The following is a 22,753-nucleotide window of genomic DNA, read 5'->3' as shown; positions in this document are numbered from 1 at the left end:
AGCTTTGGATGATGCCTGCCCAAACTCATGACCTGTAAATCAACATGTCAACACCCGTTGCTGATTTGTGGTTAAATATATAGTTCAACCCTCTTTTGTCCAGTTCAGGCAAAAGAAACAGTGGCACTTTTTTATGGTATACGTAGATCAGCTCACCTGTTTTGAGTTGTTCGGTATTTTCCATAATCACTAACATAGGGTTTGGCATTTCCAGGTAACGTACATCGATGTATTTCACCTTATCCGCAGGATAGCGTCTTTTCACACTATCAAATCTTTCCTGTTCGTTTTGTTTTTTCTTGTCCTGTCCCTCAAATACCGCAGCATACTTATCATCCGTTTTCTCAAACCATGTAACTACCAGGTCATTGTCCAGCACCTCAACATAGTAAAGAAAACCCTGGTCTTTCAGGAGATTGATCAATGGCGTAGGCTCAAACTTATTGACAAGCCTCAGGCGTTCACCCCCCGCCAGTTTACGGACATAATTCAGGATCACTTTCAAGGGATCCTCATCCCGCTCAAGATAAGGGCGAACATCCAGGTCGAACACCAGGGCCCTTCGGCCAAAATCTATTTGTTCCGACGACTGTCCGGTAGCTACGTCCGCTTTTTTGTCAGTGGTACCAGCAACAGTAAAACCTATATGCTGCATCACGTTTAAAAAATCCTTCACATGACAGCCTGCAATCTTACAGGCCTCGGCAATTGTAACCCTGCGGGCCAGTAAATTTCTCAATATGGGGGACCTCAGTTTGGAAAAATTCTTGTTGAGCTTTACCAGCACATCTATAACATGTACCTGATCTGCATCCAGCAACACTTTAATGCGTGTATTGGCATCAATACTGATTCCGTTTTCAGCTTTCATCTTGTTTTGCGTTTAAGTTCACATTCCCCATGATTAAATACCAGCCCGGGGTTACACCGGTTACAAATTACTTTCCCTTACTTTTTTCCTGATGACCAGATCGAAAATAAAATAGCTGAGCAGCAGGATGCCTGCACCAAAGAAAACATCCCCGAAAACCCTCAGCCATCTTAGGAATACCATTCCTGGTTGCTGCATGAGTTCGCTGGAGCGGGCGTACCACATTCCTTTGTCTATACTTGCCATAGCCTGCCAGATTCCTACCGGCAGCAGACTAAGGAGACCCATCGTTAACAAACCAACATTGATCGACCAGAAAATCGAACGCAGCAGTTTCTCGTTCCAGACCTCATGACGGTATAAACTTCTCATCACAAATAACATGAGGCCAATTCCCAGCATTCCGTACACGCCAAAAAGCGCTGTATGGGAGTGTAATGCAGTAGTATTTAAGCCTTGTATATAATATAAGGCTACCGGCGGATTGATGATAAACCCAAATACACCCGCGCCCAGGAAATTCCAGAAAGCAACCGCAATCATAAAATAGATGGGCCATTTGTAATCTCTGATCCATACAGTTGATTTCGACAGTGTATAATTGTGATAAGCTTCGTACCCTATCAGTACCAGCGGAACAATTTCCAGCGCGCTGAATGTGGCACCAAGGGCCATCACACCAACAGGTGTACCTGAGAAATAGATATGGTGGAAAGTTCCGAGTATACCCCCAAACAGGAAGATTACTGTGGAGAAAATCACGTTCAGTGTAGCTGTTTTGGTTTTCAGCAGTCCCAGGCGCACAAACAGGAATGCAATAACTACCGTAGCAAAAACTTCAAAGAATCCTTCTACCCAAAGGTGAACTACCCACCATCTCCAGTATTCCGCAATAGCCAGGTTCGTTCTTCTTCCCCACATCAGGCCTGCGCCATAGAACATTGCTATTGCGGTACAGGAAATTAAAAACATAACAATCAGGTTCTTTTCTTCCGTTTTCTTTTTAAGGACAGGGAGCAGCGGCCTTACCATCAAAGCCAGCCAAAGGAACAGGCCAACCAGTAAAAATACCTGCCAGAACCTGCCCAGGTCTACATACTCATATCCCTGGTGTCCAAACCAAAAGTTATCCACCAGGTTTAACCTTTGCATTACCGCCATCCATTGGCCGGCCATAGAGCCGAGTACTATAATTAGGAGTGCTACAAAGAGGAAATTGACGCCAATAATCTGGAATTTGGGATCCCTGCCTCCAACCGCCGGGGCTATATACAAACCAGTTGCCAGCCAGGCTGTTGCAATCCAGAAAATCGCCAGCTGCGTGTGCCAGGTACGTGTAACCGAGTAAGGCAGAATTTCAGACAGAGGTATACCGTAGAACCCGTTCCCCTCTACCCCGTAATGCGCTGTGACAATACCCATTACCACCTGCAGTACTATTAAAAGACTCACTACCAGAAAATACTTTTTGGTGAGCAGCATTGATGGGGTAATACCTTCTCTCAGTAAGGGATCTTCAACAGGAGTTTCCAGTTCTTCCTCCTTACCTGATTGCACATGATAATATAAGATGACGCCTATAGCCAGCAGCAGCAGCACGATACTGACACCAGACCATATCAATAAATCAGGTGTAACTACGTTCCCTACCAGTTCGTCTGATGGCCAGTTGTGCGTGTAGGAAATTTTTAAATTCGGTCGCTCAGTTACCGTGGCCCATGTAGCCCAGAAGAAGAAAGCAGTCATCTGATGCATTCTTCCACGGTCTTTCACTGTCATTCGTGGAATGGCATAATCATTCCTCAACTTATCGAATTCAGCATCATTCATGAAAAGCCCTTCGTAGTACTTGCTGAGATAAGTGATCGCCTCTATGCGGTATTGCGATATGGTTATAGTATTTGTTTTTTCATCAAAAGTATTTGGTCTTAGTTCTTTCTGCAGCCTGATTTTTAAGGCCGACTGCTGCTCTTCACTGAGCGCGCTGAAATCTTTCCGGAAATCTTTCTGTGCATATTTATTGAGGATAAATACCGCTTCCCTGTGCAGCCAGTCTGCCGTCCAGTCGGGCGCTACATATGCCCCATGGCCCCATACCGAGCCAATTTCCTGGCCGCCTATACTTTGCCAGACATTCTGCCCGTCTTTAATCTCTTCCCCGGTAAAAACTACCTTTTGATCCTCAGAAACTATACGACCGGGAATTGGCGGCGCCTGCTGGTAGATCTGATACCCGTAATAACCCAGTACCGCAAACGAGATACTCATTACAAGTGCAAGTGCGATCCATAGTCTTCTTTCTTTTTTCATCTGCTTTTGTTTTCTTTTAACAGGAATGATCTGCATCAGACTGAATACGGCCGGTATCATCTGCTACAATTCAAATCCTTTTGATTAATCATTAACTATTCGATACGCCAAAGGTATATTGGGGATCAACTTTAGTTTTATGAGCGTAATCATAAAAGAAAAAAAAGCGTTTAGGTGTAGGGAACTATCTGTAGACCTTACGGCTGCTGATATTGAGCTCTCCTTTTTTCTCGAGGGATTTGATCGAGCGGATGACAGTCTCCACCCTAAGTCCGGTCAGATCAGCGATCTGTTGCCTCGTGATTTCCACTCTGTAGGGTTTATCTTCGGGGATCTTGCTGATCTTGGTTTTGAAATAATCGATCAGTTTCAGCACCCTGTGTTCGGGCTCCTGCGATGAAATTTCTGAAGCCATAATGGATTTGAAATACAGTCGCTTTGCCAATGCAGTTGTCAGTTTAAAAAGAATTTCGGGGTTAGCCATCAGAAGTTCGACGAACCGCTCTTTCCTTAGCAGATAAATCTCAGAGGCCGCAATTGCTACTGCATTCGCCGGGTAACATTCCTTAATCAACATCGGCGGCTCCCCAAAGCTGTCACCATCAGAAAAGATTCCCTGTACAAATTCCTTACCGTCGTCATTAAAGTTGTTCATCTTCACTCCGCCGTTGATAATCTGGTAAAAGTACCTGCTGGAATCACCCTGGTTAAAAATGATTTCCCCTTTGCTGAAGCAGACTTTTTTCGCTCCGTATGCTATTAATAAATCTTCAGTTACCATTGCACAATATTTTTACCAAAGATAAATAAACTCTTAATAAAGGATGAATTTATCTTCTATTATCAGCTTGTTTAGGAAGAACAGTACAATTGCCTTGAAGGCTTAAATCAGTAAATATGTAAAATGAATCGATTCAGCTATGGAAAACCGGGAGGTTTCAGCTGAGATTTGGGTAATATAAAATCATGTGGCACCGGGATGAAGCCACCGGGGATATTAGTAAAAATCATGCAGGACAAATATTCTGATATTTATCCTGCATGAGCAAAGCTAACCTATTCGATTAAACAAGTTTTACGTTTACTGCATTCAGGCCTTTTTTGCCTTCTTGTTCTTCGTATTCTACTTCATCATTTTCACGAATCTCGTCAATCAGACCAGAAACATGAACAAAGATTTCTTTTCCGTTTTCGTCTTTAATAAAGCCAAAGCCTTTTTCACTGTTAAAAAATTTTACTGTACCGTTTTTCATTGTAATAAATTGTTTAAAATAATGGCTCAATATAGTTATTATACTTGTGGAACCAAATTATGTTTGCAAGAAGTCGGTAAAAATATTCAACATTAAATTCACAATGAACTATAAAGCATATAATCTTTTCATTTAAATAATTTCTTAGTTTTCACGAACATTAAAACGCAGGCCAGATTGATGCTGAACGCTGTCCCGATGGTGAATGTGCAAAAATAAATAGCCTCATGAACGCAAGAATGGAACATAGATCACAGATTCTTAAACTATTACATGATAAAGTGTTTTCTTGCAGTAAAAATTTATAATTATATTCTTAGTTTTGAAGCATAATACACATTAGACAGCAAAAAAAATTAAAGTTTATTAGTAATCTATAATGGTTAAATTATTTATAGGAGGCTTTCCGCTGGATTATACAGAACTTGAACTGGTACAGCTAGTTGCCTTACATGGAACTGTGAATACGGTTAAAATTGTCAGGGATAAAAAAACGGGCATATGTAAAGGGTATGCATTTTTGGAGATGAAGAGCCTGGCCGATGCAAACAATGCGGTTGAAGCACTGAGCGGAAGAAGTTTAAAGGGCCAAACATTAACCCTTAAGGTAAACGATGAGGCAGCTCCGGCTCCGCCTGCAAAAAAGCCATTTCGCCCTGCAGCGCCAAAGCCAGCTACTTATGTTAAAGTTGAAAGGCCGGCGGGTATTAAAGTGGAGCGGCCGGCGGGCGTGGTTAAACCCAAACGTCCGAGAAAAGCATAAATCTTGTGCCGGGTTATCACGGCCAATTTAAGTCCGCACAGTTTTGTTGTGCAATTCGGTTCCCATTTTGCGGATGCACCACTCTTTTTAACTGCCTGTGCGTGAATTCTACTGAACGAGGCAATCACCGCGCTAAATCGAATTAATGGTACAGATAATGTATTATTTTCCGGACATTCACCTGCTGCGCATTACATTTTCCTGCATATAATCAGCTATCTCAAATTGGCAAAGATATTGCAATGCAAATGTAAACAGGTGATTATGTATAATTCAGAAAGAGAAGTTGAAAAACTTTGTTTTTCAATCAGACAAAATTTGAAAGCAAGTATAGACAGACAAGTACCATTCACACATCTTGTCGGTTCATATAATATCTCACTCGAATTTATCAATAACAATGATCTGGTACTCCAGGCTAGGAGAACCGGCAGCGGCAATTCCAATTACCGCATGGCTTTGAGTAAGGCGATCAGCGATTACTACGACATCGAAAAAAGCGTAGCTTCATTAATACTTCAATACGATAGCGCAGTAGCTTAAAGCGCTTTGATATTCATACAGGGTCCTTTGTTTTTCATAACAAGCCCCCTGCAGTTATTCAGACATTTGAATTGTAATTTAATTCAGATATCATGAGTAATCTATCAAAAAAAGGAACTGTGCTCGTCATAGCATCAGGTACCGACACAATTATTCTTAAGGACGGCACAGCAGCTGAAACAGGTTTCTTCCTGAATGAGCTGGCTGTACCAGTAAGCGCCGTACTTAAAGCCGGCTATGACGTCATACTTGCTACACCCAAGGGTAACATACCTGTTGTGGATGCAAAATCCCTGGATGTCACGCATTTTGATAACAAGGAACAGGAATACCAGAAAGCGCTTGACTTTATACACAACCACCCGGCTGTTCAAAACCCTGTTAGCTTCCGCGAAGCTATAGATAGCGGCCTCGATAGATTTGCAGGTGTGTTTGTTCCCGGTGGTCATCCGCCAATGGTTGACCTGATGCAGGATGCGGAACTTGGAGAGATCTTTCGACACTTTCATTCCACTGCCAAACCTACTGCCTTGTTATGCCACGGTCCTGTTGCCATTACCGCTGCAGTAAATAATCCTGCCCAATACAGAGAAGCGCTCATAACAGGTGATAACAACACCGCTAAAAAACTGGCAGAGGGCTGGATATATGAGGGATACCGCATGACCGTCATCTCCAATGAGGAAGAGTATTTTGCAGAAGAACACTTACTGGGCAACAGAAAGGTTCCATTCTATGTCGCCAATGCCCTGAGCATTGCTGGTGGTCTGCTGGAAAAATCTGCTAATGGAATCTTTACCCCTCATGTGGTTCAGGACCGTGAGCTGATCACCGGCCAAAATCCGCCTTCAGACAAAGGATTAGCAGAGCTCTTCGTTAAAGCACTCGATCTTGGGGTTTAATAATCAAACTTGTAGGTAAGCCATAAAACATCGTCTTCTATCTGCTGCACCTTTTCAAGTTTCAGCAGGGTCGCTCCTTTCTTTTTAACGCTCTCTTCCACTTCAAAAAGTGTGGCGGTGTCAATCCCGCCATCTGCTATAGGTAAAAAAAGCTGATGCAGCTCATCGATCAGTTCTTCATTCAAAAAACTTCCATTAATGTGTGCTCCGCCTTCGAGCATCAATTTTTCTATCCCAAACAGGTTGCGGAGTTTTTTAAGTGCTGTTTTCAGATTAATTTCCTTCTTACCCGCAAAAATATAAGAGACACCTATATCCTTAAGGTGGGCCAGATAGGCATCCTTTACACCTTCCGTCAGGACCGTGATGACATGGTCACCGCCCATCGTTGGTTCGTTCCATCCTAATTTTGCACCGGCATCTATTGCGATGGCAAAGGAGCTGCCGGCGTGTTCAGCTACAAAATCAAGACGGTCAACTTCATGATGTCCTTTTTTAAGCACCGCAGGCGCAAAATCCGTAAAATCCTTTTCCATGGTGGTGCGGCCAACTATCCAGGCACCAATCCCAAAGGTTTCATGCGCTTGTTCAAATTTGCCCTTCAGGACTTTTATCCGGGGACTATCCCCCCACTTTTCTGTCAGGATTTTACCATCTACAGAGGTCATCATCAGACATATCACATAAGGGCGATCATTCATCATTATCTTTTTATAAGTAATTAAGCGTAGTATTAACAATAGTCCTGATCACTTGTTCGCCAATACTTCCGTCAACATTGAGAATTTTGAATTATCTCATTCTTATAAAAACTTAATTATTTCTACCTTGGCGTATAGTTGCACGAATAATGGATACAGTACTGTAAATTTCAGGGACACAATAGATCAGTTTAGCACCTAAATCCACATCATGAGATACTCTTTTACGAAGCACACTTATTTTTTTATCCTCCTCTTCAGCTGTTTTTTTTCCAAGGGCTTTGCCCAAAGCAATGCCGGTTTTACTTTAAAAGGGCTGATTAAAAATTCAAATGAGGGGGATGTGGATGGTGCGACTATCTTTTTAAAGGATGGCATTAACGGCCAGGTGCTCAAACAGGGATCAAGCAGTAAAGATGGAACATTTTCTTTTATTGTGGCTGCGGGAAACTATGTTATTTCAGTAAGTTATTTAGGTGCACTTGCCTATCAGACTGACCTGCTGAAAATAGCTGGCAATACCGATCTGGGGCCAATTAAGATTGTCACTTCGAGCCGCAGCCTAAAGGAGGTAGTGATCCAGAGCACTGGCAACAAACCACTGATTAAGATCGAAGGCCGGAAGATGGTATATGATATCCAGAAAAGTATAACCGCCCAGGGCAGTACGGCATTGGAAGCATTGAAAAAAACTCCCGGGGTGATCGTCAACCAGGACAATACTGTCACTCTAAATGGCTCCAGCGCTGCCCTGGTGATGGTCAATGGTCGGCAAACCTATTTACAGGCCGAAGAGCTGGCGACATTGCTCAAATCCATTGCTGCCTCTGACCTGAAAACGATAGAAATTATCAAAAACCCCTCCGCCGAATATGATGCAGCAGGAACGGGTGGCATCATAAACCTGGTACTTCAGAAATCACTTGCAGAAGGTTTTAACGGCAGTATCAATAACGGGCTGGCCTATGGTAATACCATTAAGCAAAACACCAACCTTAACCTCAATTTCCGCAAGGGTAAACTCAACCTTTTTGGCAGTTATAACCATAGATTCGGCCATTATGCAATGGATTACGACAATGACCGGACAACAAACGGGAAAGTATTTTTAAATAACAGCCATGATATAGACAAACAGCATAGTATAGGATCAAATATTGGGGCGGATTATGCAATTGACAGCACCAAGACTATAGGTGTTGTGGTGAATGGCAATGTGTCCAGCGGAGGCGGGATCATCTTTCCGGTTACCAGTATTTTTGATCAGGCCAGCGGGCAGCTTTTACAAACCCTGAGAAGTGAAAGCAGCTACCCCGAGCAGATAGCCAAAAGGTACAATACCAATTTGAACTATCGTTACAAAGGCAATAACCAGACTACTTTTGATGTTGATGCAGATTATGGGATCTTTGATGCTGCTACTGATAATCTGAGTAAAAACGCCTATTACTCAGCGGCAGGTGACTTCCAATCCTCCAATAACTTTTTGGTCTCCAACAGCAGGGATATTAAATTGTATGCCCTCAAAGCAGATTACGGATTTCCTGTGGGGAAGGGAAAAATGGTGGCCGGGGCTAAATACTCAGATGTAAATGCAAAAAATATATTTAATCAGTATGATGCCAATGGCGATGTAAATGTGATTGATGTAAACCTTTCCAATACTTTCAATTACCACGAACAGGTCAGCGCAGGATATTTGAAATATGAAACTCCACTTGGTAAAAACCTGAACATAGACTTTGGGGTAAGACTGGAAAACACGCATTCCAAGGGTGATTTACAGCCCAGGGAAGGCAGCAGCCAGGATCCTGCATCGGTAGTCAGAAATTATCTGAATATCTTTCCAACCGCAGCCATCACTTATAAGACTGAGCAATCGGGCACTTACAATCTGAGTTTTGCCCGCCGCATTGACCGCCCGGCATACAACAATCTGAACCCCTTTTCATATCCGGTTGATGAACTTTCCTACTGGAGGGGCAATCCCTTTCTGCAGCCGCAATATGCCAATAGTCTGGCACTGCAGTATAGTTATAAGAGTACTACAGCCGCTGTCAGTTATACGCATACAAGCGACTTAGCCAATGTCATTACGGAAATAGCAGAGGATAATATAATTTATACCATACCCAGGAATATTGGTTTCAGGAACAACTTGAGCATGACCGTTACGCAGCAGGTTAATCTGGCAAAATGGTGGAATGTGAGCATCAGCGGCTTAGGATACCGGCTACAGAATAATGTCGGTACTGCCGAATACGGCAACTATAACCGAAGCCGTTTCGCCGGGACTCTGAATGTGCAGCAAACCTTCAAACTTCCTGCACGCATCACTGCAGAAGCTGCAGCAGTAGTTAATTCCAAAAACATCAGTGGTTTAAATACTTATGTAAAGAGCAACTCCCAAATTGACCTGGGCATGCAAAAGAATCTATTGAGTGATAAAGCAACACTCAAACTGGCTGTTACTGATATACTAAGAACAAACAGGATCAATACCGATGCCCGGCTCAATGATTTATTGCTTCATACTACCTTTAGAGGCGAAAGCCGTCAGGTTCGTCTGAACTTCAGCTATCGCTTCGGTAACAATAAGATCAAGACTAATGCCAGTCGTGAGACAGGTTTGCAGAACGAATCAGAGCGGCTGTAATGAAGCACCAGCCAGTTTTAAGACTGGTGCTTTTGAAAACTTTTAAACGGATAAGGTTTGCCCTCCGTCAACCCTGATTATTGATCCGGTAATGTTATCAGCATAGGAGCTCATCAGATAGGCAACTGCGCCGGCAACTTCTTCAGGCTTTCCGAACCTGCCTGTATCGTTTTGCAAAAACAGGGCCGCTGCATTCTTTTCAATTTCCTCCCAGCTATCGCCCCAGTTATTCTGCGGTGCCATCCCCAAAATCAGGTTTTTGACAGTTTCAACCAGCATCGCTCCTGGAGCAACGGTATTGGATGTTATTCCTGAACCTTTAAGATCCCTTGCCAATGAAACCGTTAAATTGTGCCGCGCTGCCATTGCAGCATTGTAATCCGGCTGTATAGCCATAGGCTGGATCCCTGTGATCCCGCCCACCTGTACAACTCGTCCCCATCCCAGTTCACGCATCTGTGGCAACAGACGCTGAGCCATTCTTATACCTGACACGACGTTTGTATTGTAAGTCTGCAGCCACTCCCCCGGAGTAACATCCATCCAGGGCTGTCCCCGGTAAACACCGGCATTGTTAATCAGGATATCAATAGGTCCATTTACCAGTGCAGCTTTTACCACATCATCTGCCCCCTCATCCGTCGCAAGATCACCAATTGCATATGCTGCTTTCCCTCCGAATTGGTTGATCTTATCTGTAACAGCTTTTGTGCGGCCTTCATCCCGGCCGTGAACTACTACCTCAACCCCTTCCGCTGCCAACATAATTGCTATTGCTTCTCCCAGGCCGGAACTTGATCCTGTTACCAATGCTCTTTTTCCTTTAATTTGTAAATCCATGATTCTTGTTATTATGATTGTATTATTATAATTTAATCGCCACCAAAAAGCTACTTTTGGATAGTCAAAGGTATCTGGCAACAAAGGCGCGAACAAGAACGTACGCGGACAACAGTAACGAACCGCCATGTTTGTAATATTGAAAATCAATAAGTTATGATCAGGAAAGAAATCAAAAAGGACTTTGACATGGCAGATTGCGGCATCCGTAATCTACTGGATCGTGTTGGGGATAAATGGTCCCTCATGATTATTGATATGCTAAGTGAAGGAACACTTCGTTACAGCGAACTGGACCATAAAATAGGAAGCATCTCACAAAAGATGCTGACGGTAACACTTAAAAGTCTGGAAACCGACGGGCTGATCAGCAGAAAGGTGTATCCCCAGGTACCTCCCAAAGTAGAATACACGCTTACACCGCTGGGCGAAACCTTAATGCCTGCCATTAATATGCTGAAGAAATGGGCGCTGGAAAGTACGCCAGCTATTTTAGAAGCAAGAAACAGAATGCAATTAAAAGAATAGTAATTATGAGCAATCGATTAAAACCAGGGATAAATCATATTGAGTTTTGGGTATCTGATCTACGTCAATCAATGAACTTCTATAACAGCTTCCTGCCCCTGATTGGCTGGAAAAAAATTAGTGATGTTTCTTTCTCTACTGAAAACATGGTTATTTACTTCCAGGAAATGAAAGAGATCAAAAAGCTAAGATCGCTTGGTGTAAGGCACCTCTGCTTTCAGGCCGTTGAAAAAGGGCAGGTTGAGGAAGTCTGCTCTGCAATGGTGGCGCAACAAGCAAACATTATTCGCGGTCCCCTACTGATGCCGTATTCAAAAGAGTATTACACTTTAGATTTCTTCGATCCAGACGGACAAGTAATCGAAGTAGCGCATACTCCATTTGCAAATATGGGTTAACCCCCAGGGCCTGGTCAAGAAAACTTATTACCTTCCTGTAATTTTATGCCGGTGCTCTGTACCCCAATCTGCCAGCACCTGTATGATAGGTTCCATAGTATGACCATACGGCGTAAGCTCATACGTTACAGTAATGGGCTTTGTGGCATTAACTGTTCGGGTAATCAGCCCATTAATTTCCAGCTCCTGTAAATCTTTCGAAAGCATTTTGGAGCCCAGACCATCAATCTGTCTTTGCAAATCGGTAAAGTTCTTTTTACCATAAAGCAGCACACTAATCACTTTGATCTTCCATTTTCCGCTGATCAGATCTAGTGCATCCTGTATTGCAAAGAGGATTTTTGAACAATCCTTTTCTATGTCACCGAGTAATCTTGTTTGTTCCATTTTTGCGATCATTAAGGGAACCCACTATACTAAGGGAAACCCATATCAAAAGTAAAGTTAAGTTAAATTACCTTTGGACCAACAATTTTATCGAAAAAATTTATGACAGTTACTTTAATTCATAGAAAAACAGCAATTGCTATTATACTTACTGTGCAACTGATGCTGGCGATGGATTTCCTCATCGTGATTGTATCTTTAAAAAATATTCAGCTGGATCTGGGTTTTACCGCTACAGATTTATCCTGGATTCCAAATGCCTTTGCTTTGGCATTCGGTGGCTTGCTTCTGATGGGGGGACGCCTGGGTGATATCATGGGTCAGGTCAGAGCCTTTCAGGTAGGTCTTGCTATATTTGTATTTGCTTCGCTTACAGGAGGCATGGCACAATCCCCTTCCATACTTATCATCGCCCGTATTTTCCAGGGAATAGGTTCGGCACTGGCTGCCCCAAGCGTACTCGCTCTTATTACTATTCTGGCGAGAAATGAAGATGAAAAAAATCGCAGTCTTTCACTCTTTGTAGCAGTATCATCTGTTGGTGCATCATTAGGTCTTATTTTAGGCGGGGCATTAACAGCCTTTATATCATGGAGATGGTCATTGCTGATCAATGTACCAGTAGGCGCAATAGCTTTTGTTGCAATTGCTCTTCTTGTACCTGAAACTGCGAAGCTAAGGGGTAAAGTAGATTTTTTGGGCGCATTAACGGCCACAGCAGGTTCTGCAGCACTCGTCTTTGGCTTTATCAGTGGAGGAGAATATGGTTGGATTGCTTTGACAACAACAGTTAGTTTTATTGCTGCTGTTGCACTATTCATGCTTTTTATAAAGATAGAAACTATAGTTAAAGAGCCCTTATTGAAGTTAAGCATTCTGGCCCCGATGCAAAGGCGCGGGGGTTTGCTGGTCATGGCAGTCATCTGTGGAATGCACTTTGCAACCTTGTTTCTTATCCTTCAATATTTTCAGGAAGTGCTGGGATACAATCCGCTGATGGCGGGAGTCGCTTATCTTCCCTTAACCACTATAGTATTCCTGTTATCAAATTACATCCCAGGCCTGATTACAAAATTCGGAAACCGCAGCCTTTTAATTACAGGATCCGTTTTGGTAGCACTCAGTTTGCTGGGTTTTTCAGAACTAAGCAGCACCAGTACATATTCAGCTGGCATCCTCATTCCAATTGTTGTGCATAGCATTGGTATTGCCTTGGTTTTTACCCCAGGAAGCATTGTAATACTCGAGGGTATCAAGGATGAGGATGCTGGTATAGCTTCTGGAGTTCTGCAGATTAGTCAGCAGATCGGTGGCGCCATCGGCATAGCTGCGGTTTTATCGGTATACACAGCCAATTCGAAACCGCAGGACTTTTCCTCCGGGCTGAGTACGGCATTCTTAACAGCTGCAGCGATTTCTGTGGTGGCTGCCATCATAGCAATGATTACCATACCAGGGAAACAAAAAAAACTACATTACACATCACAAACAGTATAAATAACAAGACAATGAACAAATTTGAAAACAAGATAGCTGTCGTTACCGGCGGAAACAGTGGTATGGGCTACGGAACGGCAAAGGTATTGAAAGACTTAGGTGCCACCGTTATTATTACCGGAAGAAGGAAAGAAGCAATCGATCTGGCTGCAAGTGAACTTGGAGTTACCGCTATTCTATCAGATCAGGCGAAGCTTCAAGATATTGACAGGCTGGTCGCAGAGGTCAGTGAAAAGTTTGGAAAGGTTGATATCCTCTATATCAATGCCGGAGTTTCAGGTACATCTACTATAGAAAAGGAAACACCGGAAAACTTCGATAAGATCAACGATGTGAATTATAAGGGTGTATTTTTTACCCTAAGCAAATTCATTCCTTATTTGAATGATGGCGCATCAGTTGTGGTGCTTTCTTCTGTCCTTGCTACTACGGTTAGTCCTACTTTAAGTGTTTACAGCGCCAGTAAAGCGGCAGTGAATTCTATCATAAAGACCGCGGCATTGGAACTTGCCGCAAGGAAGATCAGGGTAAATTCCATCAGTCCTGGTGCAATTGACACCGAATTATTTAGTAAGATGGGAATGGATACTGAGACTTTAAAAGGCATGAACGATTATCTGATCAGCTTAACCCCTATTGGCCGTATTGGCAAGCCGGAAGAGATTGGTCAGCTAGTTGCTTTTCTTTCCAGTGATGAAGCGTCATTCATTACCGGCGCAGACCATATTATTGATGGGGGATCATCAATCGCTTAATCAATTCATTTTATAACAAAACACCAATGGTTTTGTCAGCATTAATGCTGGCAAAACCATTGGTGTTTTGTTGATAGATTAATCAGCGTACCCCTGATGTTCTCAAATGAACATTAAAAATCTGTAATATTGACATCTTGTAACGATGTCAGCAACTCTGCTCCATATGCAGAAGCAGGCGACTGGAATCCAATTTTAAATGAGCCATTCAAGGCATGCATAACAACTTCTACTGCTGAGGTAACCGTTGGCATATATCCATCCTGTGTATCAGCCATCGAGCGTACTACTGTTCCATCTTCACCAGTTACTTCAATAAGGATTTTACTGCGCTCCGCGCCTGATGCTGCTACAGGATGTCCTTCTTTGAAAGTATCAGAGCCTTCTTCTGCCGGAACCGCCATTGCGAAATATTCTTCAATATCAGGAATACCTGTTGATTTGTAACTGATCACCAATCCACCTAAGGGCATCAGAGAAAAATCTTCCGGACCGTCACCTAAATCAAAAGAAGCAGAAGGCGCTTCAGTGAGTTTTTTAATCTCACCGTTTTTTCTTACCAATAAGCCGGCGTTAATGATATTACCACTGCTGGCAACAGATCCCGGGGTAAAACCTCCTGAATATTTGAAAGCAGCTCTCATCGCAACCGGATTTTTCACGCGTTTAGCAGTATGTACAACCAGTGGATCATACGTTGCAAATAATCCTGCCCCGGATAATAGCATTATACCTGCGGCCTCTGCAGCAACATCTTTACTTTCGGCCAGACGATAAATATCTACCTCGGCTGTAATATCAAAGTAGTGTACTTGCGATTTAATTGCAGCTTCCATTGCCTGCTCAGCAGTTTCACTGAATGGTCCGGCGATATTCAGCAATGCTGTTTTTCCTTTCAGGGCTCTTTTCCATCCCTCTCTGTCAGCAACTGGAAATACATGGTAAGGAACATTCAGTTCAGCAGCTAGTGCAGACAGTCTATCTTCACTCCTGCCGGCAATTTCGAAGTCGATGCCTCTTCGGGAAGCTTCATGAACAATTAATGTACCTGTGTATCCTGTTGCGCCGTAGATCAGCAATTTCCCCTCTGGGGTAGTTTCTAAGTTTTTCATAATATTGAGTATTATTCTGTAGTATACGTTTCAAATTAAAAGCAGCACAAAGTAGTAAATAAACTATTTTTAACCCCGTATATCCCCAGCAAACGTATGCTATTTTTAAAACATTCATTTCAGATTAATGTCATTTAACACCTGCAATGGTCAAAGGTCAAATGCATCACGCAAGACTTAAGAAATTTGTGCGATCAGAAATTTAGCCATCTTTTTAATCCTCACAGGATCGTGATGGATGATGTAGGATTCGTGCCAGCCGGTAAAGGCGCTGAGGATAAAACTAGTCAGCGTTTCAGCATCCGTATCCGTACTGATTTCTTTTTGTTCAATAGCCTGCTGTATCAGCTTCAGCAGAAATCCGTGCGTAAAGTCACTGTCTTCTTTGAGCAGGACTTTGATATCCGGATCCGTTGAGGCAAGTTCGAAGGTTGTTTTAATGGCTAAGCAATGATTATCACTATATAGAATTGTATTCACAGAATCGTTGATTAACCCGATGACTGCTTTTAGTGGTGATTTAATTTTTGAAGAATGCGACAAAGCTTCCTGAATCCGCCCGTGCACATAATTTGTGATACATCTTACAAACAACTGATGCTTGTCACCTATTGTGTTATATAAACTACTGGCGTTTATCTGCATAGCATCCGTCAGATCGCGCATGGAAGTACCACTATAGCCCTTTTTCCAAAAAACTTCCATAGCTTTCTGAATTGCTTTTTCTTCATCAAATTCGACGTTCCTTGCCATAATATCCGCAAAGGTAAGCTAAATCTGAAATGTACGTTTTAGATTAGTGTCATATTTTATTTCTACAAAACATATGTCTAATCCTGCTTAAAATATACTTTAAACGATGTGAACTGATTCAGCTTACTTTCCACTTCAATCTTTCCTCCCATGGCTTCGATCTGGGTTTTTATAATAAATAAGCCCAGGCCCTTTGCATCCAGGTTCCCGTGGAAAGTCTTATACATCCCGAAGATCATTTCTCCGTGCGTGTCGAGATCAATCCCTACCCCATTATCTTTAAAAAGCAACACATCATAGTTATCTTTCTTGTAAAAAGATATATCAATGTCAAGGTCTCTTTCAGGTGATTTGTATTTTATGGCATTGGTAAATAAATTGAGCACGATGCTGTCGAAATAAGCCGTGTTGGTAGTTAGCTCAGCCTGATTATTGAAATTGTAATTGATCGTGGCATTCGCATCCCTGATCAGTACTTCGAAACTTTCTACCGTGAGCTGAATTTCATCCTTCAGGTTGAGGGTCTGTGTGGGCAGGTTTGTATTTGACTGAATGGTAATGATATCTGATAAATTATAAATAGTTGCGTCAAGACTTTTAGCACTTCTTTTGATAAGGCTCCAGGTCATTGCCCTATCCTCTTCGTTATCAGTGTCGTTCAGATCAATAATACCAATGATATTGGCTACGTGCGAGCGGATGTTATGGGAAATAATATAAGTAAAATTAACCAGTTGCTTATTTTGTGCAGAGGTAATATCAACCAGGGCCTGTAACTCCTGCTGCTTCATGATCAGTGGGGTGATATCATGACCAATACAAACGATTTCCACCGGATTATCGTTTTCATCTTTCATCATTTTGAACTCCCACTGGGTCGAGATGACACTACCATTTGGCAGTGGCTTCCTAAGGATGACCCAGTGGGTCTCATTACTCGCTGAAAAGCACTTTTCCACTGTTTCAAAACAGATCTGATGGTCTTCAGCAACAACCAGTTCCAATGATTCTCTTCCTATCCAGTCTTCTGATTTTACAGTCAGCATGTGGCAAAAAAAAGGATTCAGATAGGTGTATCGCCCTTCCAGATCAGTCTTAATGATATAAAAAGAGTTATTTTCAATTATAGATTTATAGTAATCATTATCTTTTTTGATCTGATTAAGCAGCTCGGCCGATTCCACTGGGTTTATATTCATTGTATTGGATTTGTGATGTATCCCGAAATCCAACACCGTGGAGAATTACGTTTTAATAAATATACATCAAAGTTGTCAGCAAAACATTTTTATTACGCATACTGTTATATATTCTGTTGTATTTTTAATAAACTATTAGGATATGATACTAAATTATCTCATCCAGGAATTCGAACATGAAGTAAAAAGTACGCGCAGGTTATTGCAGGCGGTACCAGAGAAAGACCTCACCTATAAACCTTCAGAAACTTCATGGAACATGGGGCAGCTTGCCCAGCACATTGCCACTATTTACTACTGGTTTGTAGGTACGCTCACTAAAGATATTTATGATATGGCAGCCGATCAGCTGGAAAAGAATGAACCAAGTGACATTACAGCTACACTGGCTCTTTTTGAGCGTAATGTAGAGAAAGCACGACAGGCACTGAAATCACTTACCGCTGAGAAATTAGAAGACGCATGGACGATGACAGTGGGTGACCAGGTAGTGCTCGGCCCCTTACCAAGGGGTATTGTAGCACGTGGTTTCCTGTTTAACCATGTTTATCACCACCGTGGAGAAATGATCGTGTACCTGCGTGCTACCGGAAATAAAGTGCCGGGTTTGTATGGTCCAACTTATGAAGATAGCCAGAAAAGCTAATAAAAGGCTGGCAATCGCTAGCTTTGCACAATGAATCATATCCCGATACATTTACTACAGGACAGAACTAACCAGGGATTACAGATCAGGTATTTTGAAAAGGACGAGATCAACGAAGATCCATCTGTTCTTGGCGCACACCGCGACGATCATTACATATTTTTTGTTGTTGAAGAAGGAATGGGATCGATGGTGATGGATTTCGTTGAAGTTGAGCTTAGCGGAAGATTGCTGTATTATGTTTTACCCGGCCAGGTACATTACCGGATCAAAAGTAACTTTGCTTCGGGCTGGTATCTAGCAGTTGATACCGCTCTTGTACCACAGGATTGCAGAAATATTTTTGAGGGTCAATTGCGGGTACAGCAACCCTATCACCTGGCCCCCTATGAACTGGGGCAGTGTATTGCTCTGCTTAGCCTGCTCCGGGAAAAATTAAATGGGGACGATGCCAATCCCTTCTATATGACCATTGTCCAGTCGCTTTTGCAGTCTTTCATAGGTTTCGCGGCTGGATATTACTCGCAATCCACAGACGACAGCACCAGGGGTTCAAGACCTGCTCAAATCAGCAGTCAGTTCAAGCAGCTGTTAAATAAGCAATTGAAAACAAAGAAAAGTCCTGCTGAGTACGCTTCAATGTTAAACATCTCTGAATCCTACCTTACCGAAGCCCTGAAAAAACAAACCGGATTTACAGCCAGCTACTGGATCCAGCAGGAAGTGATCATGGAGGCAAAGCGATTGTTGTATTACAGTCAGCTCAGTGTGAAAGAGATTGCGCACGCTTTAGGCTATACCGATCATTCGTATTTTTCACGGTTTTTCCGTAAAGCTACAGGTAGCCCGGCGATCAGCTTCAGACAGAAATACCGGAAATAGTCCTATCATTACAGCGAATATGCTATTTCACAGGTATTAAAAACGCGGTTCCTTTGTAGTATTAAAATACTACACCATGGAAATATCTATTTTACAACAAATAAAAAACAAAGCCGGAAAGCTGATTGAAAGCCAATTGTTAAACAGCGGAGAGGTACTGGATGTCCGCACCCTGGACGCCTCAGGTTTAATTGAAATTGAAATGCATCTGCCAAATGTTGAAATGCGTAACTGGAACCATGTGCCATATATCAAATTGCGGGTTGATGATTTCAGTTTCAGGGATTATACTCCGTTCGGCTGGGATGCAGATACTGCCACATGCTCCATTTTAATTGATTCAGATCATGAAGGACCGGGAAGCCGCTGGGCAAAGGAGCTCCGCAAAGGGGACACAGTTTATCATTTCAGAACTGAGAGCACACGTCAATCGCCCCACCCTACCGACTTCGTGGTGGGCCTTGGTGATGCAAGTGGCATAGGACACTTGCTGGCACTTCAGCAGCTAACCGTACCGGTGAGCCGTTTTGAAAGCGCAGTAATCATTGACAGCCTGGCCGGCCAGTTGCTGCATGAAAACTATTCCCCTGCTTTGAACACCATGTCTACGCTCGAAGAAATGGCAGGCTGGATTGTTAAGCAAGGCTACTGCACCGCACACACCTGGTTTTACCTCATTGGAAATAACCAAATGGTTACAGCACTGCGGAGACAATTGAAAAGCATGGGTCACGCCCATATCCAGGTAAAAGGATTTTGGTCCTGATACTAATTGAATGTTTGACGGAAAGCTAAAGGAGTCACACTGGTCTTCCTTTTAAAGAGCTTATTAAAAGACTGCGGGTGCTCAAAACCTAAATTGTATGCGATCTCAGCTACTGAAAGGCTTGTTACCGATAAATACTCTTTAGCTTTTTCAATCAAGCTTTCATGGATATGCTGCTGGGCACTCAGACCAGTGAGTGACTTCAAAAGGTCACTGAGATAGTGTGCTGAAAGGTTTAGCTGACCAGCCAGGAAATCCACAGTAGGAAGGCCTGTGTGAAGCGTATGCTTTTCATCAAGATAGGTTGATAAGAGCATCTCCACCTGCGACAAAACATCATGATTAACAGCCTTTCTGGTAATAAACTGCCGCTCATAAAAACGGTTACTGTAATTCAATAGCAGATCAATCTGTGAAAGAATGATATCCTGTGTATGTTTGTCAATATGCTGATATTCCTGCTCGATCTTCAGAAAGATTTCCTCCATATATTGCTCTTCTTTTGCTGAAAGGTGGAGCGCCTCATTGATGGAGTAGGAAAAGAAACCATAGTTTTTTATGGCAGCTGCGAGCGGATGATTGTAAAGAAAATCCGGGTGGACGAGCAAGGCATAACCTGAGGATTGATAGAGTATACCGTTTTGTGTATCATCAAGGGACATTATCTGCCGCGGGCTGATGAAGGTCATTACTCCCTTATCGTAGTCATAATAATTCTGCCCGTACTTGGTTTTTCCGTTAACGTTCCTTTTCAGCGAGATGCAGTAAAAGTTCACTGAAAAGTTTTTCCATATCTCCGGATCTGTGAAGCGAATGTCAGCGATACGAATGACGCTCACCAGTGGATGCAGAGGGTCTGGCAGGGAAACCAGCCGGTGTTTTTCAGTTATGGAATTGATGATCTTCATTGTCAGACAATATACAAATATACAACAGGATAATATTTCTCTTAACTGTTTGATTATGATAAGAACTGTTGTCTGATTTCCTTTCTGAAATCTTCACTGCCCAGTTCCGTACGCCGAGTATACATGGCTTTAGTATCTTCGCCAATAAGATAGCGCAGCTGATCTTTACCGTCAGTCGCAGCTTCAAAGACAATTTCAGCAATTTTGTCCGGATGTATAGCTTGATCCATCATGTTATCAGTCATTCCAAATAACTTATCCTCCAGTTCCTGATATGCAATATGATGACTTTTATCCAGAGACCTCGACGTAAAATCTGTTGCAGTAGCACCCGGCGCAATTGTTTTAATACCAATATTATGTAAGCCCAGCTCAAAAGACATACTTTCGGACCATCCCTCTATACCAAATTTGGTGGCGTGGTAGATAGAGTGCAAAGGAAATCCTATAAATCCTCCCATAGAAGTTGTGCTGATAAACAGGCCGGATTTCTTCTCTCTTAAATGAGGTATAAAAGCTTTTGTTACCCGGATCACCCCCAAAAGATTGGTATTGATTTCTTTTAGAACTTGTTCATCAGTCAATGCTTCCAAAGCACCCATCAATCCATAACCTGCGTTATTGAATACTACATCAATGTTATGTAAGGAAACAGCTTTTTCTGCAGTACTTATGATTTGTTCCAAGTTGGTTACGTCCAGCGGTAATAGAGTGACGTTCTCCAGCAAGTTTAATTCAGTTTCTTTTTCGGGATTGCGCATAGTTGCAATCACATTCCAGCCTTTTGACTGAAACAGCTTCGCGGTAGCTTTGCCCATACCAGCTGATGCACCTGTTATAAAAATAGTTTTGTTCATGATGTTTTATTTACGCCACAAAATTGGGGGAATACCATCCGGAAATTGTTTCCAGATCGTGGGTTGTTGTATCCAGATTGCAGGTTCCGCCCCAGAACGGCTTTTGGGGAGATTGGATTCAACAAATGTTGATTTACAGAAGCCTGTTGAATTGTCGTATGCAAAATTTGTCGCATATCGCCCGTAAATTGTCGCATATACCCCTCCATTCTATTCAGTATTACCTGCAACTTTAGTAAACAAGTTTCAATCAGAAAAGAGATCTATGTCAGACAACAGCGTAACATTACACAGAGTTATCAAGGCTTCTCCTGAAAAAGTCTACCGTGCCTTCGTTGAAGCTACGGCACTTGCCTCTTGGATACCACCTTACGGTTATCTTGCTACAGTGCAGGAGTTGGATGTAAGAACAGGCGGTACATTTAAAATGTCGTTCCAGAACTTCAGCACTGGGAAGATTGACTCCTTTGGCGGGGAATATTTAGAGGTAAAACCTAATGAGCTGTTAAAATATACCGACAAGTTTGATGATCCAAATCTACCAGGCACCATGGTCAATACCATTTGGTTAAAAAAAACTTCAGTTGGTACTGATTTACAAATTTTACAGGAAAACATACCTGCAATGATACCAGCGGAGATGTGTTACCTGGGATGGCAGGAGTCACTTGAAAAGCTTATCAAACTAGTGGAGCCACAGATACCAGATGCTTAAAAACCTATAAATATGAAAATTCCAGAACCGATTAACCAGGATTGCGAAATTGTCACTGTAAGGACTTTCAATGCCCCGAGGGCAAAAGCGTATAAAGCATTTTCTGATCCTGATCATTTGAAAAACTGGTGGGGACCTGCAGGTTTTACTAATACTTTTCATGAGTTTGAATTTAAGGAAGGTGGCAAATGGAATTTTACTATGCATGGACCAGAGAAAGGCCATTATATTAATTCCTGTGAATTCACGGACCTTCAATTCCCGTCGCTGATCTCCTGGAAACGTTATTCTCAGCCATTGTTTCGGGTAGTTGTAACGTTTGAGGAGATCGATCCCGGGCAAACGAAGATTATTTTCCGTCAAGTTTTTGATACTGCCAAAGAATGCAGCAAAATCAGACCTTTTGTTGAAGATAAAAACGAGGAGAATATGGACAGGCTGGAAACCGAGTTAAATAAAATACTTTAAGAACAAAAATCAGTTGAATAGGAAACCTCCTTCCAGTTATCCA

Annotated in this window: 25 protein-coding genes; 13 read left to right on the top strand and 12 right to left on the bottom strand. The window is 42.4% G+C overall.

The window, feature by feature from the left end:
- Positions 1 to 25 precede the first annotated feature (25 nt).
- The 4 genes from ABWY16_RS18770 to ABWY16_RS18755 all read right to left on the bottom strand — a co-directional run bounded on the left by ABWY16_RS18770 (position 26) and on the right by ABWY16_RS18755 (position 4,434).
- Positions 26 to 871: a DUF2249 domain-containing protein gene (locus tag ABWY16_RS18770; protein ID WP_353906201.1), complete on the bottom strand. Its 846-nt coding sequence runs from the start codon at positions 869 to 871 to the stop codon at positions 26 to 28.
- 60 nt (positions 872 to 931) lie between these two features.
- Positions 932 to 3,181, bottom strand: coding sequence for a nitric-oxide reductase large subunit (locus ABWY16_RS18765; RefSeq protein ID WP_353906200.1), 2,250 nt, complete (start codon positions 3,179 to 3,181; stop codon positions 932 to 934).
- Positions 3,182 to 3,365: 184 nt separating this feature from the next.
- On the bottom strand, positions 3,366 to 3,962 hold the full coding sequence (locus ABWY16_RS18760; RefSeq protein ID WP_353906199.1) for a Crp/Fnr family transcriptional regulator: 597 nt from the start codon (positions 3,960 to 3,962) through the stop codon (positions 3,366 to 3,368).
- Between the two features lie 283 nt (positions 3,963 to 4,245).
- The gene (locus ABWY16_RS18755) at positions 4,246 to 4,434 is read right to left on the bottom strand and encodes a cold-shock protein (RefSeq protein WP_353906198.1); all 189 of its coding nucleotides are present in this window, start codon (positions 4,432 to 4,434) and stop codon (positions 4,246 to 4,248) included.
- Between the two features lie 379 nt (positions 4,435 to 4,813).
- Between ABWY16_RS18755 and ABWY16_RS18750 the strand changes: the two genes are divergently transcribed.
- The 3 genes from ABWY16_RS18750 to ABWY16_RS18740 all read left to right on the top strand — a co-directional run bounded on the left by ABWY16_RS18750 (position 4,814) and on the right by ABWY16_RS18740 (position 6,642).
- A complete protein-coding gene (locus ABWY16_RS18750; protein ID WP_353906197.1) occupies positions 4,814 to 5,197 on the top strand; it encodes an RNA recognition motif domain-containing protein in 384 nt (127 codons plus the stop codon).
- Positions 5,198 to 5,461: 264 nt separating this feature from the next.
- Complete coding sequence (locus ABWY16_RS18745) at positions 5,462 to 5,740, top strand: hypothetical protein (protein ID WP_353906196.1); 279 nt, start codon at positions 5,462 to 5,464, stop codon at positions 5,738 to 5,740.
- 92 nt (positions 5,741 to 5,832) lie between these two features.
- Positions 5,833 to 6,642 carry a type 1 glutamine amidotransferase domain-containing protein gene (locus ABWY16_RS18740; RefSeq protein ID WP_353906195.1) on the top strand — a complete coding sequence of 270 codons (810 nt, stop codon included), beginning with the start codon at positions 5,833 to 5,835 and terminating at the stop codon, positions 6,640 to 6,642.
- Here the strand turns inward: ABWY16_RS18740 and ABWY16_RS18735 are convergent.
- Positions 6,639 to 7,346 carry a dihydrofolate reductase family protein gene (locus ABWY16_RS18735; RefSeq protein ID WP_353906194.1) on the bottom strand — a complete coding sequence of 236 codons (708 nt, stop codon included), beginning with the start codon at positions 7,344 to 7,346 and terminating at the stop codon, positions 6,639 to 6,641. The two genes, ABWY16_RS18740 and ABWY16_RS18735, sit on opposite strands and share 4 nt — an antisense overlap.
- A 208-nt stretch (positions 7,347 to 7,554) precedes the next feature.
- On the opposite strand from ABWY16_RS18735, the gene ABWY16_RS18730 reads away from it, so the two are divergent.
- On the top strand, positions 7,555 to 9,999 hold the full coding sequence (locus tag ABWY16_RS18730) for a TonB-dependent receptor (protein WP_353906193.1): 2,445 nt from the start codon (positions 7,555 to 7,557) through the stop codon (positions 9,997 to 9,999).
- A gap of 42 nt (positions 10,000 to 10,041) precedes the next feature.
- Here ABWY16_RS18730 and ABWY16_RS18725 read toward each other — a convergent pair whose 3' ends face one another.
- Positions 10,042 to 10,839, bottom strand: a complete 798-nt coding sequence (locus ABWY16_RS18725; RefSeq protein WP_353906192.1) for an SDR family NAD(P)-dependent oxidoreductase — start codon at positions 10,837 to 10,839, stop codon at positions 10,042 to 10,044.
- A 156-nt stretch (positions 10,840 to 10,995) separates the two neighbouring features.
- On the opposite strand from ABWY16_RS18725, the gene ABWY16_RS18720 reads away from it, so the two are divergent.
- Together ABWY16_RS18720 and ABWY16_RS18715 are read left to right on the top strand one after the other, a co-directional pair.
- Positions 10,996 to 11,367, top strand: coding sequence for a winged helix-turn-helix transcriptional regulator (locus tag ABWY16_RS18720; protein ID WP_353906191.1), 372 nt, complete (start codon positions 10,996 to 10,998; stop codon positions 11,365 to 11,367).
- 5 nt (positions 11,368 to 11,372) lie between these two features.
- Positions 11,373 to 11,765 carry a VOC family protein gene (locus tag ABWY16_RS18715; protein ID WP_353906190.1) on the top strand — a complete coding sequence of 131 codons (393 nt, stop codon included), beginning with the start codon at positions 11,373 to 11,375 and terminating at the stop codon, positions 11,763 to 11,765.
- Positions 11,766 to 11,792: 27 nt separating this feature from the next.
- Here the strand turns inward: ABWY16_RS18715 and ABWY16_RS18710 are convergent, their stop codons facing one another.
- On the bottom strand, positions 11,793 to 12,152 hold the full coding sequence (locus ABWY16_RS18710) for a winged helix-turn-helix transcriptional regulator (RefSeq protein ID WP_353906189.1): 360 nt from the start codon (positions 12,150 to 12,152) through the stop codon (positions 11,793 to 11,795).
- Positions 12,153 to 12,254: 102 nt separating this feature from the next.
- Here ABWY16_RS18710 and ABWY16_RS18705 point away from each other — a divergent pair, with 102 nt between their 5' ends.
- Complete coding sequence (locus tag ABWY16_RS18705) at positions 12,255 to 13,649, top strand: MFS transporter (RefSeq protein ID WP_353906188.1); 1,395 nt, start codon at positions 12,255 to 12,257, stop codon at positions 13,647 to 13,649.
- A gap of 11 nt (positions 13,650 to 13,660) precedes the next feature.
- Positions 13,661 to 14,404 carry an SDR family NAD(P)-dependent oxidoreductase gene (locus tag ABWY16_RS18700; protein ID WP_353906187.1) on the top strand — a complete coding sequence of 248 codons (744 nt, stop codon included), beginning with the start codon at positions 13,661 to 13,663 and terminating at the stop codon, positions 14,402 to 14,404.
- 113 nt (positions 14,405 to 14,517) lie between these two features.
- On the opposite strand, the gene ABWY16_RS18695 is transcribed toward ABWY16_RS18700, so the two are convergent.
- The 3 genes from ABWY16_RS18695 to ABWY16_RS18685 all read right to left on the bottom strand — a co-directional run bounded on the left by ABWY16_RS18695 (position 14,518) and on the right by ABWY16_RS18685 (position 17,468).
- The gene (locus tag ABWY16_RS18695; protein ID WP_353906186.1) at positions 14,518 to 15,516 is read right to left on the bottom strand and encodes a saccharopine dehydrogenase family protein; all 999 of its coding nucleotides are present in this window, start codon (positions 15,514 to 15,516) and stop codon (positions 14,518 to 14,520) included.
- Positions 15,517 to 15,693: 177 nt separating this feature from the next.
- Positions 15,694 to 16,269: a TetR/AcrR family transcriptional regulator gene (locus ABWY16_RS18690; RefSeq protein ID WP_353906185.1), complete on the bottom strand. Its 576-nt coding sequence runs from the start codon at positions 16,267 to 16,269 to the stop codon at positions 15,694 to 15,696.
- Between the two features lie 77 nt (positions 16,270 to 16,346).
- Positions 16,347 to 17,468, bottom strand: coding sequence for a PAS domain-containing sensor histidine kinase (locus ABWY16_RS18685; protein ID WP_353906184.1), 1,122 nt, complete (start codon positions 17,466 to 17,468; stop codon positions 16,347 to 16,349).
- 142 nt (positions 17,469 to 17,610) lie between these two features.
- Here ABWY16_RS18685 and ABWY16_RS18680 point away from each other — a divergent pair, with 142 nt between their 5' ends.
- The 3 genes from ABWY16_RS18680 (at position 17,611) to ABWY16_RS18670 (ending at position 19,762) form a co-directional block, all read left to right on the top strand.
- A complete protein-coding gene (locus ABWY16_RS18680) occupies positions 17,611 to 18,114 on the top strand; it encodes a DinB family protein (protein ID WP_353906183.1) in 504 nt (167 codons plus the stop codon).
- A gap of 30 nt (positions 18,115 to 18,144) precedes the next feature.
- Positions 18,145 to 18,996, top strand: a complete 852-nt coding sequence (locus tag ABWY16_RS18675) for a helix-turn-helix domain-containing protein (protein WP_353906182.1) — start codon at positions 18,145 to 18,147, stop codon at positions 18,994 to 18,996.
- 76 nt (positions 18,997 to 19,072) lie between these two features.
- Positions 19,073 to 19,762 (top strand): ferredoxin reductase domain-containing protein, encoded by a 690-nt coding sequence (locus ABWY16_RS18670; RefSeq protein WP_353906181.1) that lies wholly within the window; start codon positions 19,073 to 19,075, stop codon positions 19,760 to 19,762.
- 2 nt (positions 19,763 to 19,764) lie between these two features.
- Here the strand turns inward: ABWY16_RS18670 and ABWY16_RS18665 are convergent, their stop codons facing one another.
- On the bottom strand, positions 19,765 to 20,670 hold the full coding sequence (locus ABWY16_RS18665; protein WP_353906180.1) for a helix-turn-helix domain-containing protein: 906 nt from the start codon (positions 20,668 to 20,670) through the stop codon (positions 19,765 to 19,767).
- Between the two features lie 53 nt (positions 20,671 to 20,723).
- The gene (locus tag ABWY16_RS18660; protein WP_353906179.1) at positions 20,724 to 21,527 is read right to left on the bottom strand and encodes an SDR family oxidoreductase; all 804 of its coding nucleotides are present in this window, start codon (positions 21,525 to 21,527) and stop codon (positions 20,724 to 20,726) included.
- Positions 21,528 to 21,792: 265 nt separating this feature from the next.
- Here ABWY16_RS18660 and ABWY16_RS18655 point away from each other — a divergent pair, with 265 nt between their 5' ends.
- Positions 21,793 to 22,242 (top strand): SRPBCC family protein, encoded by a 450-nt coding sequence (locus ABWY16_RS18655; protein ID WP_353906178.1) that lies wholly within the window; start codon positions 21,793 to 21,795, stop codon positions 22,240 to 22,242.
- A 12-nt stretch (positions 22,243 to 22,254) separates the two neighbouring features.
- Positions 22,255 to 22,710, top strand: coding sequence for an SRPBCC family protein (locus tag ABWY16_RS18650; protein ID WP_353906177.1), 456 nt, complete (start codon positions 22,255 to 22,257; stop codon positions 22,708 to 22,710).
- The last annotated feature ends 43 nt before the right edge of the window (positions 22,711 to 22,753 follow it).

The sequence above is a fragment of the Pedobacter sp. genome, assembly GCF_040513095.1.
In the GTDB taxonomy this organism is placed as follows: domain Bacteria; phylum Bacteroidota; class Bacteroidia; order Sphingobacteriales; family Sphingobacteriaceae; genus Pedobacter.
The sequence above is the reverse complement of the archived record's forward strand: the minus strand, read 5'-3'. Positions and strand labels throughout refer to the sequence as shown.

What these genes read in the sequence shown, in the direction of transcription:
- ABWY16_RS18655 (WP_353906178.1), top strand. Translation starts at nt 21,793, where the DNA reads ATGTCAGACAACAGCGTAACATTACACAGAGTTATCAAGGCTTCTCCT.
- ABWY16_RS18705 (WP_353906188.1), top strand. Translation starts at nt 12,255, where the DNA reads ATGACAGTTACTTTAATTCATAGAAAAACAGCAATTGCTATTATACTT.
- ABWY16_RS18740 (WP_353906195.1), top strand. Translation starts at nt 5,833, where the DNA reads ATGAGTAATCTATCAAAAAAAGGAACTGTGCTCGTCATAGCATCAGGT.
- ABWY16_RS18770 (WP_353906201.1), bottom strand. Translation starts at nt 871, where the DNA reads ATGAAAGCTGAAAACGGAATCAGTATTGATGCCAATACACGCATTAAA.
- ABWY16_RS18720 (WP_353906191.1), top strand. Translation starts at nt 10,996, where the DNA reads ATGATCAGGAAAGAAATCAAAAAGGACTTTGACATGGCAGATTGCGGC.
- ABWY16_RS18680 (WP_353906183.1), top strand. Translation starts at nt 17,611, where the DNA reads ATGATACTAAATTATCTCATCCAGGAATTCGAACATGAAGTAAAAAGT.
- ABWY16_RS18665 (WP_353906180.1), bottom strand. Translation starts at nt 20,670, where the DNA reads ATGAAGATCATCAATTCCATAACTGAAAAACACCGGCTGGTTTCCCTG.
- ABWY16_RS18695 (WP_353906186.1), bottom strand. Translation starts at nt 15,516, where the DNA reads ATGAAAAACTTAGAAACTACCCCAGAGGGGAAATTGCTGATCTACGGC.
- ABWY16_RS18710 (WP_353906189.1), bottom strand. Translation starts at nt 12,152, where the DNA reads ATGGAACAAACAAGATTACTCGGTGACATAGAAAAGGATTGTTCAAAA.
- ABWY16_RS18675 (WP_353906182.1), top strand. Translation starts at nt 18,145, where the DNA reads ATGAATCATATCCCGATACATTTACTACAGGACAGAACTAACCAGGGA.
- ABWY16_RS18715 (WP_353906190.1), top strand. Translation starts at nt 11,373, where the DNA reads ATGAGCAATCGATTAAAACCAGGGATAAATCATATTGAGTTTTGGGTA.
- ABWY16_RS18700 (WP_353906187.1), top strand. Translation starts at nt 13,661, where the DNA reads ATGAACAAATTTGAAAACAAGATAGCTGTCGTTACCGGCGGAAACAGT.
- ABWY16_RS18650 (WP_353906177.1), top strand. Translation starts at nt 22,255, where the DNA reads ATGAAAATTCCAGAACCGATTAACCAGGATTGCGAAATTGTCACTGTA.
- ABWY16_RS18765 (WP_353906200.1), bottom strand. Translation starts at nt 3,181, where the DNA reads ATGAAAAAAGAAAGAAGACTATGGATCGCACTTGCACTTGTAATGAGT.
- ABWY16_RS18735 (WP_353906194.1), bottom strand. Translation starts at nt 7,346, where the DNA reads ATGATGAATGATCGCCCTTATGTGATATGTCTGATGATGACCTCTGTA.
- ABWY16_RS18660 (WP_353906179.1), bottom strand. Translation starts at nt 21,527, where the DNA reads ATGAACAAAACTATTTTTATAACAGGTGCATCAGCTGGTATGGGCAAA.
- ABWY16_RS18690 (WP_353906185.1), bottom strand. Translation starts at nt 16,269, where the DNA reads ATGGCAAGGAACGTCGAATTTGATGAAGAAAAAGCAATTCAGAAAGCT.
- ABWY16_RS18670 (WP_353906181.1), top strand. Translation starts at nt 19,073, where the DNA reads ATGGAAATATCTATTTTACAACAAATAAAAAACAAAGCCGGAAAGCTG.
- ABWY16_RS18725 (WP_353906192.1), bottom strand. Translation starts at nt 10,839, where the DNA reads ATGGATTTACAAATTAAAGGAAAAAGAGCATTGGTAACAGGATCAAGT.
- ABWY16_RS18745 (WP_353906196.1), top strand. Translation starts at nt 5,462, where the DNA reads ATGTATAATTCAGAAAGAGAAGTTGAAAAACTTTGTTTTTCAATCAGA.
- ABWY16_RS18750 (WP_353906197.1), top strand. Translation starts at nt 4,814, where the DNA reads ATGGTTAAATTATTTATAGGAGGCTTTCCGCTGGATTATACAGAACTT.
- ABWY16_RS18755 (WP_353906198.1), bottom strand. Translation starts at nt 4,434, where the DNA reads ATGAAAAACGGTACAGTAAAATTTTTTAACAGTGAAAAAGGCTTTGGC.
- ABWY16_RS18685 (WP_353906184.1), bottom strand. Translation starts at nt 17,468, where the DNA reads ATGAATATAAACCCAGTGGAATCGGCCGAGCTGCTTAATCAGATCAAA.
- ABWY16_RS18730 (WP_353906193.1), top strand. Translation starts at nt 7,555, where the DNA reads ATGAGATACTCTTTTACGAAGCACACTTATTTTTTTATCCTCCTCTTC.
- ABWY16_RS18760 (WP_353906199.1), bottom strand. Translation starts at nt 3,962, where the DNA reads ATGGTAACTGAAGATTTATTAATAGCATACGGAGCGAAAAAAGTCTGC.